The organism is Vibrio sp. S9_S30 (genome assembly GCF_014694455.1).
GTDB lineage: Bacteria > Pseudomonadota > Gammaproteobacteria > Enterobacterales > Vibrionaceae > Vibrio.
Genome location: NZ_JAAUWT010000005.1, coordinates 16,275 through 31,760 on the forward strand (window position 1 = coordinate 16,275; position 15,486 = coordinate 31,760).

Annotated in this window: 10 protein-coding genes; 8 read left to right on the forward strand and 2 right to left on the reverse strand. The window is 42.8% G+C overall.

The genetic code is table 11. From position 1 onward, the window contains the following. Positions 1-68: 68 nt before the first annotated feature. The 3 genes from HC752_RS07285 to HC752_RS07295 all read left to right on the forward strand — a co-directional run bounded on the left by HC752_RS07285 (position 69) and on the right by HC752_RS07295 (position 7,613). Positions 69-4,598, forward strand: a complete 4,530-nt coding sequence (locus HC752_RS07285; protein WP_190334480.1) for a hybrid sensor histidine kinase/response regulator — start codon at positions 69-71, stop codon at positions 4,596-4,598. A gap of 72 nt (positions 4,599-4,670) precedes the next feature. Beyond that, on the forward strand, positions 4,671-5,408 hold the full coding sequence (locus HC752_RS07290) for a response regulator (protein WP_190334481.1): 738 nt from the start codon (positions 4,671-4,673) through the stop codon (positions 5,406-5,408). Positions 5,409-5,606: 198 nt separating this feature from the next. Then, a complete protein-coding gene (locus HC752_RS07295) occupies positions 5,607-7,613 on the forward strand; it encodes an EAL domain-containing protein (RefSeq protein WP_190334482.1) in 2,007 nt (668 codons plus the stop codon). Positions 7,614-8,402: 789 nt separating this feature from the next. On the opposite strand, the gene HC752_RS07300 is transcribed toward HC752_RS07295, so the two are convergent. Both HC752_RS07300 and HC752_RS07305 read right to left on the reverse strand, forming a co-directional pair. Next, entirely contained in the window at positions 8,403-9,521 is a 1,119-nt protein-coding gene (locus HC752_RS07300; protein WP_190334483.1) for a hypothetical protein, read from the reverse strand. After that, on the reverse strand, positions 9,518-10,735 hold the full coding sequence (locus HC752_RS07305) for a glycosyltransferase family 4 protein (RefSeq protein WP_190334484.1): 1,218 nt from the start codon (positions 10,733-10,735) through the stop codon (positions 9,518-9,520). Before HC752_RS07305 ends, HC752_RS07300 begins: the two co-directional genes overlap by 4 nt. A gap of 695 nt (positions 10,736-11,430) precedes the next feature. On the opposite strand from HC752_RS07305, the gene HC752_RS07310 reads away from it, so the two are divergent. From HC752_RS07310 to HC752_RS07330, 5 genes are all read left to right on the forward strand, one after another. Next, positions 11,431-12,180 carry a substrate-binding periplasmic protein gene (locus tag HC752_RS07310; protein WP_190334485.1) on the forward strand — a complete coding sequence of 250 codons (750 nt, stop codon included), beginning with the start codon at positions 11,431-11,433 and terminating at the stop codon, positions 12,178-12,180. A gap of 233 nt (positions 12,181-12,413) precedes the next feature. Beyond that, positions 12,414-13,454 (forward strand): nicotinate-nucleotide--dimethylbenzimidazole phosphoribosyltransferase, encoded by a 1,041-nt coding sequence (cobT, locus tag HC752_RS07315; RefSeq protein WP_190334486.1) that lies wholly within the window; start codon positions 12,414-12,416, stop codon positions 13,452-13,454. Continuing rightward, positions 13,451-14,227 carry an adenosylcobinamide-GDP ribazoletransferase gene (locus HC752_RS07320; RefSeq protein ID WP_190334487.1) on the forward strand — a complete coding sequence of 259 codons (777 nt, stop codon included), beginning with the start codon at positions 13,451-13,453 and terminating at the stop codon, positions 14,225-14,227. The genes cobT and HC752_RS07320 overlap by 4 nt, the downstream gene beginning before the upstream one ends. Further along, positions 14,224-14,763 carry a bifunctional adenosylcobinamide kinase/adenosylcobinamide-phosphate guanylyltransferase gene (gene cobU / locus HC752_RS07325; RefSeq protein WP_190334488.1) on the forward strand — a complete coding sequence of 180 codons (540 nt, stop codon included), beginning with the start codon at positions 14,224-14,226 and terminating at the stop codon, positions 14,761-14,763. Before HC752_RS07320 ends, cobU begins: the two co-directional genes overlap by 4 nt. A gap of 78 nt (positions 14,764-14,841) precedes the next feature. Then, positions 14,842-15,486: a histidine phosphatase family protein gene (locus HC752_RS07330; protein WP_190334489.1), complete on the forward strand. Its 645-nt coding sequence runs from the start codon at positions 14,842-14,844 to the stop codon at positions 15,484-15,486.

The following is a 15,486-nucleotide window of genomic DNA, read 5'->3' on the forward strand; positions in this document are numbered from 1 at the left end:
TCATGATGCAGATGAAGAGAGAGTTTTGCGTATTGTAGCCAGTGAAACCAAACGGATTTAGGCTGATTATGAAAGTCAAAGTTAAAAATATAACACTACTAACCGTTGTCACATCGTTGCTGTTTTCAGTTCTTTATTACGTTACGTGGAGCGCGACACATGAACTGGAAAGTAAAGTGCAAAGTGAAATGCAAAACGCGGCAAAAGAACTGATTGAAAAGATCGATCGTAACTTATTCGAACGGTTTCACGATGCACGAGCCTTTGCTCTCAATGCGAGTTTATTGTCAACTATCCCCAATCAAGACGACGCCTCAAACATCAATCTTACGGAATATCTCGATAAGTTAATTACCGAATATAAGGTATACAGCCATATTTTGCTTTTTTCTAACCAAGGTGTCCTCATCGCACAAAATCGAATGGATGCATTTGGGGAAGAGATAAAACCAGTAAAGCCAAAGCCAGAAGAAGTTATTTTAAAACAGTGGTTTAATGATGTTTTGAATGAATCCTACTTGCAACCCTTATCGCCAAACCCAGCCTACCCAGAATTAGGAACAGTCGTATCCGGACCCAATTCATCTCTTTTGGGACAGAAGAGCGGGCGCGACGAGCAGTACGATATGATGTTTGCGACGGCAATAAATAATGATTTGGGTGAGGTGATAGGGGTATGGGTAAACGTTTTAGATTTTAAGTTTCTAGAAGATATATTTCTTGAATACCACTTATCGCTACTCATGAAAGGCTATCACAACATTCAGCTACTGCTTGTTGATCACAAGAATGATGTCCTTATCGATATGCGGTCAAAAGACAATCAAGCCATGGATTACTTTCGGACAAACGCGGAGTTAAAAGGAAAAAATTTCAATACCGTCTATCAAACTCAGTCAGTGACGTACCCAGATTCGACGAAGGATATCTCCTTCGTCAATCAACCCGGAGAGGAAGAGCTTCTCAGAGTGAGTGCAAATAGCCTCGGTGCCTATGACTTTCCTGGGCTTAGCTGGCAGGTATTCATTCAGGTGCCAAGCGAATCGGCGTTTGTAGAAGCGGGGCAACTCAAAACAAAATTGTGGTTGATCTCGATTATGATCATCGCCGTGCTGGTATCAACGGGCTTATACATGTTTTACCGCGTGAGCTCCCCGCTCAAACAGTTAGCAGACATATTCTCACAGCTATCACGTAGCGATTTTTCGACACCGTTGCCCAAATATCGCCGAAATGACGAAGTAGGGGAAATTATTAGAGCGGTGGATATCTTTAAAAGCCGGCTTCAAGACCGTGAAAAACTGCTTAAGAAAACGTTAGACCTACAGCAAGAGTTGGATTTGCAACGAAGGGCGATTCGTGCCGCAAAATCCGGAATGATGGTTTGTGATGCTAAAGATCCTGCGCTTCCTATTGTGTATGTCAATCACGCTTTCTTAGCGATGACGGGGTATACCAGTGAGGAAGTCATAGGGAAAAAACCTGATTTTTTCCACGGTTCCGATCAGAGTCAGCCAGGGTTAAGTGAGCTAAGGAGTGCTTTGTCTGAAGGACGCTCTTGTAATGTATACATTCAAAATAGGCGAAAAGATGGGTCACTATTCCAATGCCATTTATACGTTGATCCTGTTTATTCCGACGAAGGCATATTGACACACTTCATCGGCATCCAAACAGACGTAACAGAATTACACCAAGCGAAAGAAGAAGCGCAAGAAGCTAACCGGTTGTTGCAGGACTTGATTGCTCAAACAACGTTAGATCTCGAAGACAGTGAGAGCCGCATGAAGGCGGTGTTCAAGTCGGCTATTGATAGCCTAATTATCTTTAAATTGGATGAATCCATTTTAGATATTAATGATTCAGCAAGAAAACTGTTTGGTTGGACTCGGGAGGAACTGTTAGGTAAGCCATTTGACATTTTGTTCGCCGACGATTTTGGGCAGAAAAAAGGCAACTTTCTTACTCATTCGTCCTCGGTGGATACGTCCGATAAAGGGAAAGACAGTGATGAGGTGATGGGGAAATCCAAAAGTGGGGCGCTTGTGCCACTAGAAATGTCGATTACCCAAGTTGCAGCCAATGGGGAAGCTTACTATTTAGGAACGCTGAGGGATATCAGTGAGCGTAAGCAAGCCGAGTCGGAGTTGAAGTTAAGTAAGAGCAACCTCCAAAATTTGGTTAGGCGTTTAAACCTTGCCACGGAGGCTGGGGAAATTGGGATTTGGAATTGGGACTTTAGAAGCGGTGAACTCGAATGGGATGACCGGATGTATCTTATGTATGACGTGGACAAAGAAAAGGCCACAGATACCTACGATATGTGGAAAGTTCGAGTTCATGAGGAAGATGCCTCTTACGCTGAAGATGAACTGATGAGGGCGAAAGACAGTTTGTCTCGTCTTAATTCTGAGTTTCGAATTCAGTGTCGAGATGGTGAAGTCAGGTGGATAAAAGCCGCAGCGGATGTTGTGTTTGACGAAAGTTCAGGTGAAGCCATTGGCATGGGCGGAGTCAATATCGACATTACCAAAGAGAAAACTGCGCAAGATGTTTTAAGGCGTGAAAGTGAAATCGCAAACGCCGCCAATGAAGCGAAATCGATGTTTCTGGCCAATATGAGCCATGAGATTAGAACACCAATGAATGGTGTGGTTGGGATGATCAACTTGTTAAGTGAAACCGAGCTGACGCCCGAACAAAGTACGATGGCTACAACCATTCGTGATTCCTCTATGACGTTATTAAACATCATTAATGACATTTTAGATTTCTCCAAAATCGAAGCTGGGCAAATGCAAGTAGAGAACATTCCCGTTGAATTCCTAGTGGTCATGGAGCGCACAGCAGACGTGTTGTTCTTGCAAGCACAAAAGAAAAATATCTCGCTATTGCTAAAGCATGATGCTCGAATTCCTCAGTACATAATGAGCGACGGAGTTCGGTTGGGGCAGGTGTTGCTCAATGTGGTAGGGAATGCTGTGAAATTCACCAGTGGAGATCAGCACTATCAAGGGCAAGTATGGATCATGTCCGAACTCATTTCTCAACAAGGGGGGGATGAAATAGAAATCCGTGTTCAAGACAACGGGATTGGTATGTCGCAGCAACAAATGGACAAGCTATTTTCAGCTTTTTCACAAGCCGATACATCAACAACCCGTGTATACGGAGGAACTGGGCTGGGCTTGTCTATTACTAAGTCGCTGATTGAAATGATGGGTGGTCGCATTCGAGTGGAAAGCCAAGTGGGTGAGGGCAGTTGCTTCATCGTGACCATACCCTGCGTTTATGATCTTAACTTCAGGATGGACCAAAAGGATATCCCTTACTCTGAAGCGAAAATTTTATCAGTTTTACGTTCCCCAGAATTAAGTGAAGTCGTGAAATACAACCTTGAATCCGTGGGGTGTGAGGTGGTTTCAGTGTCTTCATTTTCGCAAGCCGAGATGGTTCTGACTCATGAAGAAAAAGGCTTCACTATCTTAGTCGCAGGACCTGAATATTCAGTGAAAGACATTGAAAAAGTCTATGAAGGCAACGTAGGGAAGCTACTCGATGGTAAAGCAAAGACATTGTTATTATCTGCGGATTCTTCTTCAAGCAAAGGATTTGTGAATTCTAACACTATGGTGTCTGGCGCCCACCCATTAAAACCCAGTGAGCTTGAAATGGGCATTGCGATCTTAATGGGCAAACGTAGCCCTATTGTGGAAAACAAGCAAAAACTAAGATCAACTCAAGACTTACCCACGAAAGAACAAGCCGAGAAAGAAGGTCGGCTTATATTGGTGGCAGAGGATCAACCCACCAATCGTGATGTGATACAAAGGCAACTTAACCGGTTAGGGTATGTTTGCGAAATGGCGGAGGATGGATTGGCGGGCTTGAACATGTGGAATAAAGGGCAATACGGTCTGATACTGACAGATTGCCACATGCCTGTTATGGATGGGTTTGAATTTACTAAAGAGGTCCGGAAAACGGAGCTAGAATTCGGTGCCACTCGACGGATCCCCATCATCGCTATTACTGCTAATGCGCTCGTTGGTTCGGCGGAACACTGTATTAAAGCAGGGATGGATGACTACCTATCAAAACCCGTTGAGCTGAATGCATTGGGGGAAATGGTGGAAAAGTGGCTTGCTAATTCAATTAGACGAGAAAGCGAAGACGCCGAATTCAAACATACGGAACACGTTATTAATATTGATGCGCCATTTAAGCACGATTTGGAATTATCGGAATTAGAGGAATCAAACGCCATCAATTTAGAACAACTTGAAGCCATTCTCGGCACCGCGGAACTGGATGTCGTTGCCCCACTTTTGCAAGGGTATTGGGATTCACTGCAAGAAGACATGAGCGCTTTGGAAATCGCACTAACCAATAAAGATGAAAGTCAGATTCAAAATATTGCTCACGCCGCAAAAGGAGCGGCGAGCTCAGCGGGCGCAGAGCGGCTGGCAGAATCGTTTATGATCTTACAAAACGAGGCATTAAAGCAAAATTGGGGATACTTAGAAAACCTTTACCAACAAAGCGTTATGAAAGTAACGGATATTCAGAAATACCTAGAAAAAGAAAAAATCATTTAGCTGGAATAGGTTAATAGAGCGAAAGCTGATTGACTGGAATGCAACGTAAAAAATGCTGGGAAGGAATACACCATGAAAGCTTCAGATATATTCTCTAAAATAACGGTCATGGTTGTTGAGGATCATGATTTTTCTCGAAAGGCGACGCTTTCTATACTTTTGAGGCTAGGAGTAGAAAATATCCTGACGGCTTCAAATGGCAAAATAGCGATTCAAAAGCTGGCTATGCACAAAGTCGATATCATTATTACCGATATCAATATGCCAGAAATGAACGGAATAGAATTGTTGAAAGAAGTACGAACGGGCAATACATGCAACGACAAATCCACGAGAATAATTGCCGTGACGTCCTATTCTAATACCGAAGTATTGCGTGCGTGCATGAACCTAGACATTAATTCTTTTCTTGTTAAACCTATCACCCTCGATATGGCGAAAGAAAAGATAATGGCGGCTTTTAGTGAGCCAGCCCAACTCTTCCGTGAGCATGAATACCATCAAGTCGAATCAGACTTTGACTGCGTGACAGAGGATCCTGTTATTCAGCATGACATGAAGCCAGTTAATCACGTACCTGAAAAGCCTACGTTGGGGTCCAATGAACGGTTGATTGATAAATTGAGTGACTTGGAGGTGGGGATGTGCCTGAAGCGTGATATATGTGCTGCCAACGGCTCTCGCCTTATCGCGGAGGGAGTCGTATTGAACGAAAGGCTGATTAATCGGATTCAAGAACTCAGTACCATCATCACCATAGATCAGCTTAGAGTGGAACTACCAGAAGAAGATGTCACAAAAGTTTCATAAACCAGGCAAATTCCAGCTGCTGTTAATGTTTCTTTGAATGATGGTTTGAATTTCTTATTTCATTCTCTAAATTAAGAACCGTATTGCGCACGCTTTACTTTATAATCTGCCAATAACGTTACGGTAACCACGAATAAAGTGTGGTTAATAATATTACGTATGTACATAGGTTGTATGTAAGATGGGGCGCGTATTAAAATGAAAGCTATATTTCAAATCATTTTAAGCTCATTTAGAGCGGCGATGGTCTCACTGATTCCTTATTTGTTTTTTCGCTCAACTTGGATTGTATTCATTGTTGTAAACAATAATTATGAGCTTATTCGCTATCAAAATATTGCAACGATAGATATTTTACTTGGAAAAATATTTCCAGTTTTACTGACATGTACTCTTGCCTATCACCTTTCATTTCATTTCTTCGATGAGCGACTGTTGGTTACCTCGCTTGCATTAACCATGTTTCTCATTTTTTCGGGTTACATTACTAAGACCGATAATGGACTTATTCTTTCTGATGCGTTTGTTCTTGATGATGCGGTGTTCGTGCCGATTATGGTTTGTTTGGGTTATTTCCTTGTAAACAGGCACGTGAAATACAAGCTGATACACAGTAGAGTCGTTAACCCAGTTCTAGAAGGTGCGATCAACGGGATGATGCCTCATCTCGTTGTTTTTATAGGAATAGGTGCTCTTTATTTTATATTTGGTCAATATACATTACAGGCCATTGTGGAAATCATTGCCCAGTGGCCTTCTGGTATTCAAGCTTATTTGCATACGCTGATTATTCATATTACTTGGCTGTCAGGAATACATGGTGCAGCTGCGTATTACACTTTTTTTGATACCTCTTTTGTATCGGATGTGTATGTATCAAATATGTCGTTTAGCCTTTTTTTCGATGTCTTTGTTATCTATGGTGGTGCAGGAAGTACATGGTCACTAATCATCGCCCTCCTTTTATTTTCAAATATGAAATACGCAAGAACACTCGCAAAGCTTTCCATTCCTTTTGCGATAGTCAATGTCAATGAGCTGTTGGTTTTTGGTTTGCCAATCATCTTCAATCCGATATTAGCTGTGCCATTTGTTTTGGTCCCTATTATTAACCATCTGTTTGCGCAGATATGGATTTCTGCCTTAGACATTACGGTGGTACAAGATAGCATCGAATGGGTAACGCCATCGCTGCTGAATTCGTATATCGTCACTGGGGGCAGTGTAAAGGCAATATTATTGCAGGTCGTGACGATAGGGTTGGGTGTGATCATTTATATGCCTTTTGTTAAAAAATACACCAATACCAGCAACGATAGCTTGCTTAATACCTTGATGAGAAAACTGAGGTTCAGCTACGCCGTTCCCGTTCAAAAAGAAGTCACCTTCATGGGAATGCACTATGAGTTGGTGGCTCAACAAGATAAATTGAATCAGAGCTTAAAAGAAATCTTGGCAGGTGAGCTGAAAATGTATTATCAGCCTCAGTTCGATTCCAAAACACTCAAGATGGTTGGCGTCGAGTCATTGCTTCGATTGGAAAGCGAGGAGCACAAACCACATTCACCGGACTTCATCCAGCATTTCGAAAAAGCCAAAATTGGGGAATATATTGATAAGTGGGTAGTGGATGCGGTCGAAAATGATGTAAAGAACCAGCCTGTATTCAAGGACTTCAGCTTAAAGATCAGTTTGAACCTTAATGTTGATTCTCTAAGTGATAGGGCATTCATCTCTGATGTCATTGATCAATTGTCTGGTTATCCAGTTTTATTTGAAATTACCGAATCTATTTATTCACAACATGTTGAATTAGTGAGTGAAAGTGTTGCAATGCTGCGTAAAGCGGGCTTTATGGTCGCCATAGATGACTTTGGTACGGGTTATTCTAGTTTGTCTATGCTCGGGGCATTAGATGCCGATGTGATTAAATTAGACCGGATCTTTTTAAAGCAAGCGAATAACGTCAGGGGAAAAGAACTCTATCGGTCTGTTGTTTCTACCTTAAAACGGCTGGGTTTTTTTGTTGTATCGGAAGGCATTGAAACCGATGAAGAACTGGATTTTGTGCGAAGCTGCAACGTCGATATTTTACAAGGTTACTACTTCTCGCGTGCAATCAATATTGAAGAGCTGGAACACTATTTTTCCGTTGAAGAGGTGCCGGAGCAGGCTTATGAACAACACTATACTGCTGTAAATTGATTTTGTGTGTACAGATGAATAAAAAAGCTCAATAGTCCAAGGGTGTATTGAGCTTTTTTATGAAGGTGACTTGCGCAGGGAGAGCATAGTCTGTTCTGCCTGTTTAGAAACGATGACTATGCTCTTCAATGGTTGTGCCAAATCAAATTGTATTTCAAGACAATTGGTTAAGGCGTCAGTTATGTCAATGACATTGGGATTCTCAATTTGCCCCGTGCCTTAGGTGAGCCTTTTTTGGCTGTGGGTTTCTGTTTTGTTGGTTTGTTCGGTTGTCGATTAGGTAACATAACGCCTCCTACATCTTGGCTTCATGCAAGTTGAGAATGAAGATCCCCCTCAATGTTCAACTTGCCTAGTTCAACAGACCCTAATTTCTCACTTCTTCGATTCATTTACTGTCTCAAAATGAGATAACGAAGAGCCGATTTTGTTATGCCCGCATGTTACATGCCTAGGGCTAACAATTCTTGTGCTCGTATACTAGGATGACCTCTTTTTGTATACACGTTATCTATCAGTATAGACCATGCTCTGCGATAGAGAAGTTCTCTCCATTCCTATGTTGTTTCCGTTTTCATTGAAATAATGGATGTAAGTGCAAATGGATATATTGGTAAGGGCGAGAATTGCTGAGCGAGAGAGTGGGGCTTCGATATATTCAGTAGTAGAAGTAGTAGAAGTAGTAGAAGTAGTAGAAGTAGCAGAAATATAAGAAGCATAAGCACTATCGATCTTGTCCGATAGTGCCAATTGAACCAGTGACGTAACCGAAATTTGGGTCAACGTGTCCTAATCGTGTTGTTCAGTAATAGAACGATTGGTTAGCGCTGAAATGATACTGTTATAGCATTGGTCTGCACGATAACCATGAGCGATGTGCGCACCCGCTTTCGATATTTGATGAAGGGAAGCCGGCTCATTAACAATTAATTCTAACTTTTCTTTTAAAGAGGACGTGTCATATGGCTTGTATTTTAGGCAATTGACTTGGTTCGATAACGCCAAGTCCCAAAACGAACCGTCTGCTGGTAGTATCACGCACATTCCAGAACTCAATGCTTTTAGTATCTGTCTTTCATTATCTGGGTTTTCGGGTAATGCAAGATAAATGTGCCCTGGTGACCAAGGTATTGAGCCTTCAATTTTGCAGCAGCCCAAATGATCTGATTGATGTTTTAGGTCGGTATTTTGGTTTTCATCCGCACTTACCTGTTTCAGCTGAATAGAAGGGCGAGCACTTTGCTTAATGTGTGCTAAAGCATCAAGCAGGTGAGACAAATTCTTTGTCTGAGTTTCGCAATACACTTGAGTATGCTCGGTGCTGTTTTCGACAGCTTGGTCTATATGAACGTATCCCAATTTGAAGGGAGTGAACTTTTCGCTTTGAATAACATCGAGGGCTTGCTGGTGAGCGGTGGTGTTTGGGCAATGTTGCCATTGACACGCAATGGCTTCAAACATGGATTCTCGCATGCTTTGCAAGTAAAACACGTGGTCTGCTTTGATGAGACTGGCACCATTCTTAGGGGTCCAACTCACAGGCTGACACACAATCTGAACAACTTGGTATTTGAGTATATGTCGAAGCCAGTAAACAGGAGAACTGTGACTCGGTTGAGCGGTGAGTAAAACACTTGAGATTGCACCAAACTTGATTCTTGCGTAAAGCACATAACAACAAAACATCACGGTGCGATACCAACGAGACACTGCGTGAACATGGGCAGACATGGTCTGGTTGCCCATCGAGATCGTATTGTAGCCTTCGATTTTGGAATGCTCTGGCGCCACCACAGTGATTTTTGTATCGTCACCTTTTAGCTGACCAAGTACATCTTGAGTAAGGCTTTTCGCACTTTGACCTTGCTCGTTTGGTGAGACAACCAGTATGTGAGATGTATTGTTCATAGTGAACCTCCCGTCGCTTTACTACCTGTTAGCAACTTAGTGATGTAGCCCAAATTATTAAGAAGAGGAGACAAATGGTCCGAGTCATTATTTTCAAAATGTGTGTCGATTTCTTGCTTGTATACCGATGCGAGGGATGCACCGTAGCGTTTGGGGTCGGATAATCGTTGTGCAAAAAAGTAAGCCTGTTCCGAAAAGTAAGATAGGCGATCCGGATCGGCGGTCATCATTTCGATGGCTTCGCTGATGGAAACGTGCGAATGTGCCAACGCCAAAAAGCCGGTTATACCTTGGCGAATACATTCTGGGTTACTGCCTATCATAGGAGCAATAGAAGGGAGGCGGTTTTGCCCGGCAGTCAGGATGTGGGGTCTTGCCCCCTCTTTTCGGGCTCCACTAATGTAAACGTCGGCTTGTGCTAAATAGGGGCTATGGTCGTCGGAACTCTTAACAAAATGCACAAATTCTTTCATGTTCAGCAGCATGGCTTGTTGTTCTAGCTGGCATCGTTCTTCTCCTTGCCCCAACAAAACCAAATGAACATTGGGTTGCGCCACGCGCACGCTCGAGAGTGCTTGTATCAGTGAATCAATGCCACTTGACAGTACTAATGGCTCCGAATTGATCAGAATGTACTCGTCTTCCCTGATGCCGAAGTGCGATTTTAAATTAAGCGCTTCTGTTGTACTCGATTTAACTTCTGCTAGCGAAACTGGACTGGGGATAACCGCCAACTGCTCACACGGATACCCAAATGCTTTAAGTGCATTCGAAATGTTATTGCTAGGTGCAATCAGTTTGGGCATCAACCTAATGCCTAACGGCAATGAATGCGCTTCTGCAAACTCAAAGCCAATATCCGCTATTATCGGGACGTTGCAATGATTAGAGACCCAGTTCATCCATTGACAGCATTGGATGTCCAGACAATGAATTAAGGATATTTGCTCACTCCGTACCATTCTTTTTCCGACTTGGTATTTTTGATACCAACGCGATAAAGATTCAGAATTGCAAATCGCAGAAGAATAAAACTTAACCGTAGGAAAATCGCTCTGTAATTCATTTTCCAAATCTGAATTTAGGCGGTGCCACAATGTGATGGTCAATGCTTTCGTATTCAGCCCAGAAAATATCACCCTAAGCCGGTTGACGACTTCTTTGGGTTTTTCATTGTTGTGCTGAACAAGCAAAATATTTGTTGTTGCCATCATATTGCCCCCTACGTTCCATTTCTTAAATGGCTTGTACTAGACAACAGCAATAGATGTGCCAATTTAGTGGTTGAATGTATCTGTATGATTTATATAAAAGTAATGGGTTGATGTGCTTGTTGTTTCCTATTATTGCAAAGGTGCATTTGCATTTTGAAAATCGATTCCCAAAATGCTAACTCTGAATGCGTTAATAATAAAAGTGTAATAAAGAAGGCGTAACAGCCTGAGTCGAATGGTTATTTTTTATGGCTCGTTATGTCACTTTCCGAACGCCATTTCTTTTTGGCGCATGGCATGGGTTGCGATAGAGCAATTGCCGCTGGCAATCAGTGGGATCAACTAGGCGTCACACCTTGCTCTATGACTAAAAAGCATTGAACTAAAAACACATTGAATCCCGAAAGATCAATAGACCTTAGCAACCACTTAGGATTGATTGACGCTGTTCTTTCACATTGAGATGGCTTTCAAGGTAATTGAGATGGCTGCCAAGGGAGCCGTGTATGAGGTCTCAGGATGAAGCGAACATACTGATGTAACGTCTTGTTAGTGATATTCATCGAACTTGCTGTATCAGTTGGTTGATACGTGATATTTGTGTTATTAATATGTTAACGTATTGTTTGGACAAGTGTTGGGCTGAAAAAGGACATCTGTCATTGGTCACGTATTTTGGGGACGGAAGGTGGAGTATGGTTTACAAAACGCTTTTTCTCTTCCTTGTTACCGTCATCGCTAGCATGTCGAATATTCGTATTTTATCCGCACAACAAATCATCGGTGTACAAGATAGATGGGCGCCATTTTCTATGTCGGGTAAAGACAAAGGTATTGCTGTCGATATTGTTACCGAAGCGTTTAAATCCCAAGGCTACGATCTTAAATTTAAGCTTATGCCATTTTCTAGAGCCATTCATGAGGTGAAAAAAAACCGTGTGGATGTATTAATTGCGACTTGGTATATCGAAGAAAGAGCAACCTACCTCGAATACAGTGATCCCTATTTTTACAGCAAGGTTAAGTTCATAAAATTGAAAGGCGATCCATTCGAATATTTTGGAATGGAAAGTTTGAGAGGAAGAAATGTAGGTATCGTAAGAAGTTATGGTTATGATGACGACTTTTCAAGTTCCTTGTTATTTCAGCGCGATCCGGTCGCAGATACATTAAGTAACTTAAAAAAACTTATCGCACGTCGAATAGATTTGACCATAGAAGAGCCTATTGTTGCGTCCTATCTTATGACTGAAAATGGATTGAACCCAGACCTGTTCGAGGTTTCAGAAAACTCATTGTCCGTAAATGCATTGCATATTACTACCAGTAAGCACCACCCTTACGCGAATCAGCTCATCCATGATTTCAATGCTGGGCTAAGAAAAATCAAGAAAAATGGTACCTATTGGTCGATATTAGTTAAATATGGGCTCCAGCCAGAATGAGCCACTGCTCATCTTGACCGTTTCCCGTACTGGATTGAACTCCGCTTTTCAGTGATAATTCCGTAACTAATAATAGTGTATCGTGAAAATAATGAAGCAAATCACTATCTGATTCGATTTGCTCATAAAATACTCCGGTATGAGTTGTACAAATACCTTGATATTCAGCATAGCCTGAGGTGCATTGAGCGAGTAGACTACGATGCGCCTAAGTAGTCAAAATAAGAAGAAAAATGCTAGACCAAACACACTCTAACCACATTCAAAATGTCATCAACCAGAAAACGAAGCCGCCCGGTGCGCTCGGTTTGTTGGAAGACACCGCACATCAATTGGCCTTGATTCAAAGCCAAAACAAATCAAGTGCTATAAACAGAATCGTATTAAATAAGCCTCAAATGATCGTATTTGCTGGCGATCACGGGATCGCCGAAGAGGGGATAAGCATCGCACCGAGTGCGGTAACCCAGCAGATGGTCAGGAATTTCCTGGCTGGTGGGGCAGCAATCAACTGTTTTTGTACGCTCAATAATATTGATTTATCGATCGTCGATGCAGGTATCTTGCAACCAGTCGAATCGAGTCAGAGCAACTATTTTGTGCAGCGTCTCGGCTCGGGAACGGAAAACTTTGTGAAAAGCCCAGCGATGTCTTTAGAGCAAGTCAATCAGGGCATCAAGCTTGGGCGAACTCTGATCGCAAAGTTTAGCCAACATGGTGCTGATATTCTCATGTTTGGTGAAATGGGCATTGGGAACACAAGTAGTGCATCCGCTCTGCTAAGTTTAGCGCTAGGTATTGAAGCAGAAGAATCCGTAGGGGTTGGAACGGGGATTAATCAAGAACAGCTTTCTCGTAAAATTAAGCTTGTGCAACAAGCTATCGAGCGCAGCAATGCAACGCATTTGAGCTCAGATCCTTTGGTGATGCTAAGCGAAGTGGGTGGTTTTGAAATCGTTCAAATAGTGGGCGCTTTTCTGGAGGCCTGCGATAAGAAAATTCCCGTATTGGTTGATGGATTCATTGTTTCAGTCGCTGGGTTGATTGCGAATAGAATTCAACCTGACGTTCGGGATTACATGCTTTTTGCTCATTGTTCAGAAGAACATGCCCATAAACTTGTTCTTGGAGCGTTAAGAGCAAAACCTATGATCGATCTTGGCCTAAGGCTAGGAGAGGGCACAGGGGCAGCATTAGCGTATCCACTTGTACTTGCCGCCGCCGCGTTTTACAACGACATGGCGAGTTTTGACAGTGCAGGAGTAACCGTGTGAGTTGGCTGAAAAACCAACTTCAGTTGTTCTGTCTTGCTCTGAGTTTCTTTTCTCGAATTCCTGTCCCCGCTTCGACCCCCTATTCAGACGAACGTATGAATAGGGCTGGCAGATATTTTGCCGTGGTTGGCGCGATACTCGGTCTGCTCTGCGCCTTGGTCTTTGAGGCATCAAATTTACTCTTTCCGTCTCAGATTTCGGTATTTATCGCGATGACATTTAGCCTCATGTTAACGGGCGCCTTCCATGAAGATGGCCTTACGGACATGGCTGATGGAATAGGGGGCGGAATGACACGAGAGCGGCGCTTGGCGATCATGAAAGACAGCCGAATCGGGACCTATGGTGCCAGTGCGCTTATTATGGCGATGTTGGGCAAATTTTTATTGCTTTCGGCATTAGCACAGCATGAGAGTATCTTTTTAATCTGGATCGCAGGGTATACCTTTAGCCGCGCGGTTGCCGCCAGTTTTATCTACGATACACCCTATGTTTCGGACTCCGATACCAGTAAAAGTAAGCCCCTTGCGCAAAAGCAATCCCTCTCTGAACTTCTTTTTTTACTCGTTTGCGGTATGGCTTCGATACTTTGGTTGCCTTTCATTTCCGTCGTTATCGTCGGTGTAACTGGGATCGCTTTTCGCATCGTATTTAAGCGTTGGTTAATGGCTCGGATAGGGGGCTTTACTGGGGATTGCTTAGGTGCTGCTCAACAACTTGTCGAGCTCCTTTTCTATTTGATTGTATTAGGTGCGATGGGAAATTTGGCATGAACAAACATCACTTGATTTTGGGGGGCGCACGAAGCGGAAAGTCGACTTACGCAGAGCAGTGTGTGCAAGAAATGGCAAATGCCTACAGCCTAAAAAAAATATACATTGCAACCGCGATTTCGTTTGATGAAGAAATGTCGCAACGGATCGACATACATCAAGAACGAAGAGGTGAAAGCTGGGATCTTATTGAAGAACCGCTGAATCTTGCTGTTGTAATTCAAGCTTTGGATGAAGATTGTGTCGTCTTGTTAGATTGCTTAACGCTCTGGTTGAATAATGTTTTGTTCAAGCTAGGAGATGAAGCGGCAGATAGCCAAGTACACGAAAACGTCGCGGAACTCGTGCATGCCATTACTGCGTCTCGTTGCCGCCTTGTTATTGTATCTAACGAAGTTGGAATGGGGATAGTCCCGTTAGGCAAAGTAAGCCGGTTGTTTGTGGATCATGCCGGCTGGATGAATCAGAAGATGGCTACTGTATGCAGTAAAGTGACCTTTGTTGCCGCCGGATTGCCGTTGTCTTTGAAGTCATAGAGCCCAATTATCTTAATCATGGCGCTGCCGGAGCCGAAAATAGGCACAGCGTTCATTCACAGAAATTAAGAAAGGAAAATGGTCGCCAATTACAACATTTATTTAGTGAGACATGGAAAAGTGACGGGGGAACCCGCTCTGAATGGTCTGACCGACGCTAAGGTATCGGAAGCATTGCAGTCTCAAATTGCTCAAGATTTGGTATCGGAAATCGGTACTTTTAATTCTATCATTTCGTCACCGTTATCTCGTTGTTTGAATTTAGCTAAACTCTTATCGTTAGGGAAAGACTCGACTGCAGAAAACAGCTCTCAGCCCTTAGCAAGCGTTGAAGTGTCAGAAGCATTCAAAGAAATGTTTTTTGGGGATTTGGATGGGAAACCATTCGACTCAATACCATCTCATTGGCATCTTCTGGATGATTTTTGGCGGGACCCGGCAAGTCATCCACTCCCCAATGCTGAAACATTAGAAGAGTTTCATGATCGAGTTGAATCGGAATGGCAAGCACTAACACAAACTTGCCAGCAAAATACGCTGATTGTTACGCATGGTGGTGTAATCAGAATGATACTAGCAAGCGTATTGGGTCTAGATTGGCGCAACCCTGCACTTTACTCTACATTATCAATCGCTAATGCCTCTGTTACACATATTGAACTTTGCAAAGCAGAACAGGTTTTCATAAAAGTGAGGAGCATTGGCGTTACCATAAGGAAATAA

Coding starts and splice junctions, on each gene's coding strand:
- HC752_RS07285 (WP_190334480.1), top strand. CDS start 69: ATGAAAGTCAAAGTTAAAAATATAACACTACTAACCGTTGTCACATCG.
- HC752_RS07290 (WP_190334481.1), top strand. CDS start 4,671: ATGAAAGCTTCAGATATATTCTCTAAAATAACGGTCATGGTTGTTGAG.
- HC752_RS07295 (WP_190334482.1), top strand. CDS start 5,607: ATGAAAGCTATATTTCAAATCATTTTAAGCTCATTTAGAGCGGCGATG.
- HC752_RS07300 (WP_190334483.1), bottom strand. CDS start 9,521: ATGAACAATACATCTCACATACTGGTTGTCTCACCAAACGAGCAAGGT.
- HC752_RS07305 (WP_190334484.1), bottom strand. CDS start 10,735: ATGATGGCAACAACAAATATTTTGCTTGTTCAGCACAACAATGAAAAA.
- HC752_RS07310 (WP_190334485.1), top strand. CDS start 11,431: ATGGTTTACAAAACGCTTTTTCTCTTCCTTGTTACCGTCATCGCTAGC.
- cobT (WP_190334486.1), top strand. CDS start 12,414: ATGCTAGACCAAACACACTCTAACCACATTCAAAATGTCATCAACCAG.
- cobU (WP_190334488.1), top strand. CDS start 14,224: ATGAACAAACATCACTTGATTTTGGGGGGCGCACGAAGCGGAAAGTCG.
- HC752_RS07330 (WP_190334489.1), top strand. CDS start 14,842: ATGGTCGCCAATTACAACATTTATTTAGTGAGACATGGAAAAGTGACG.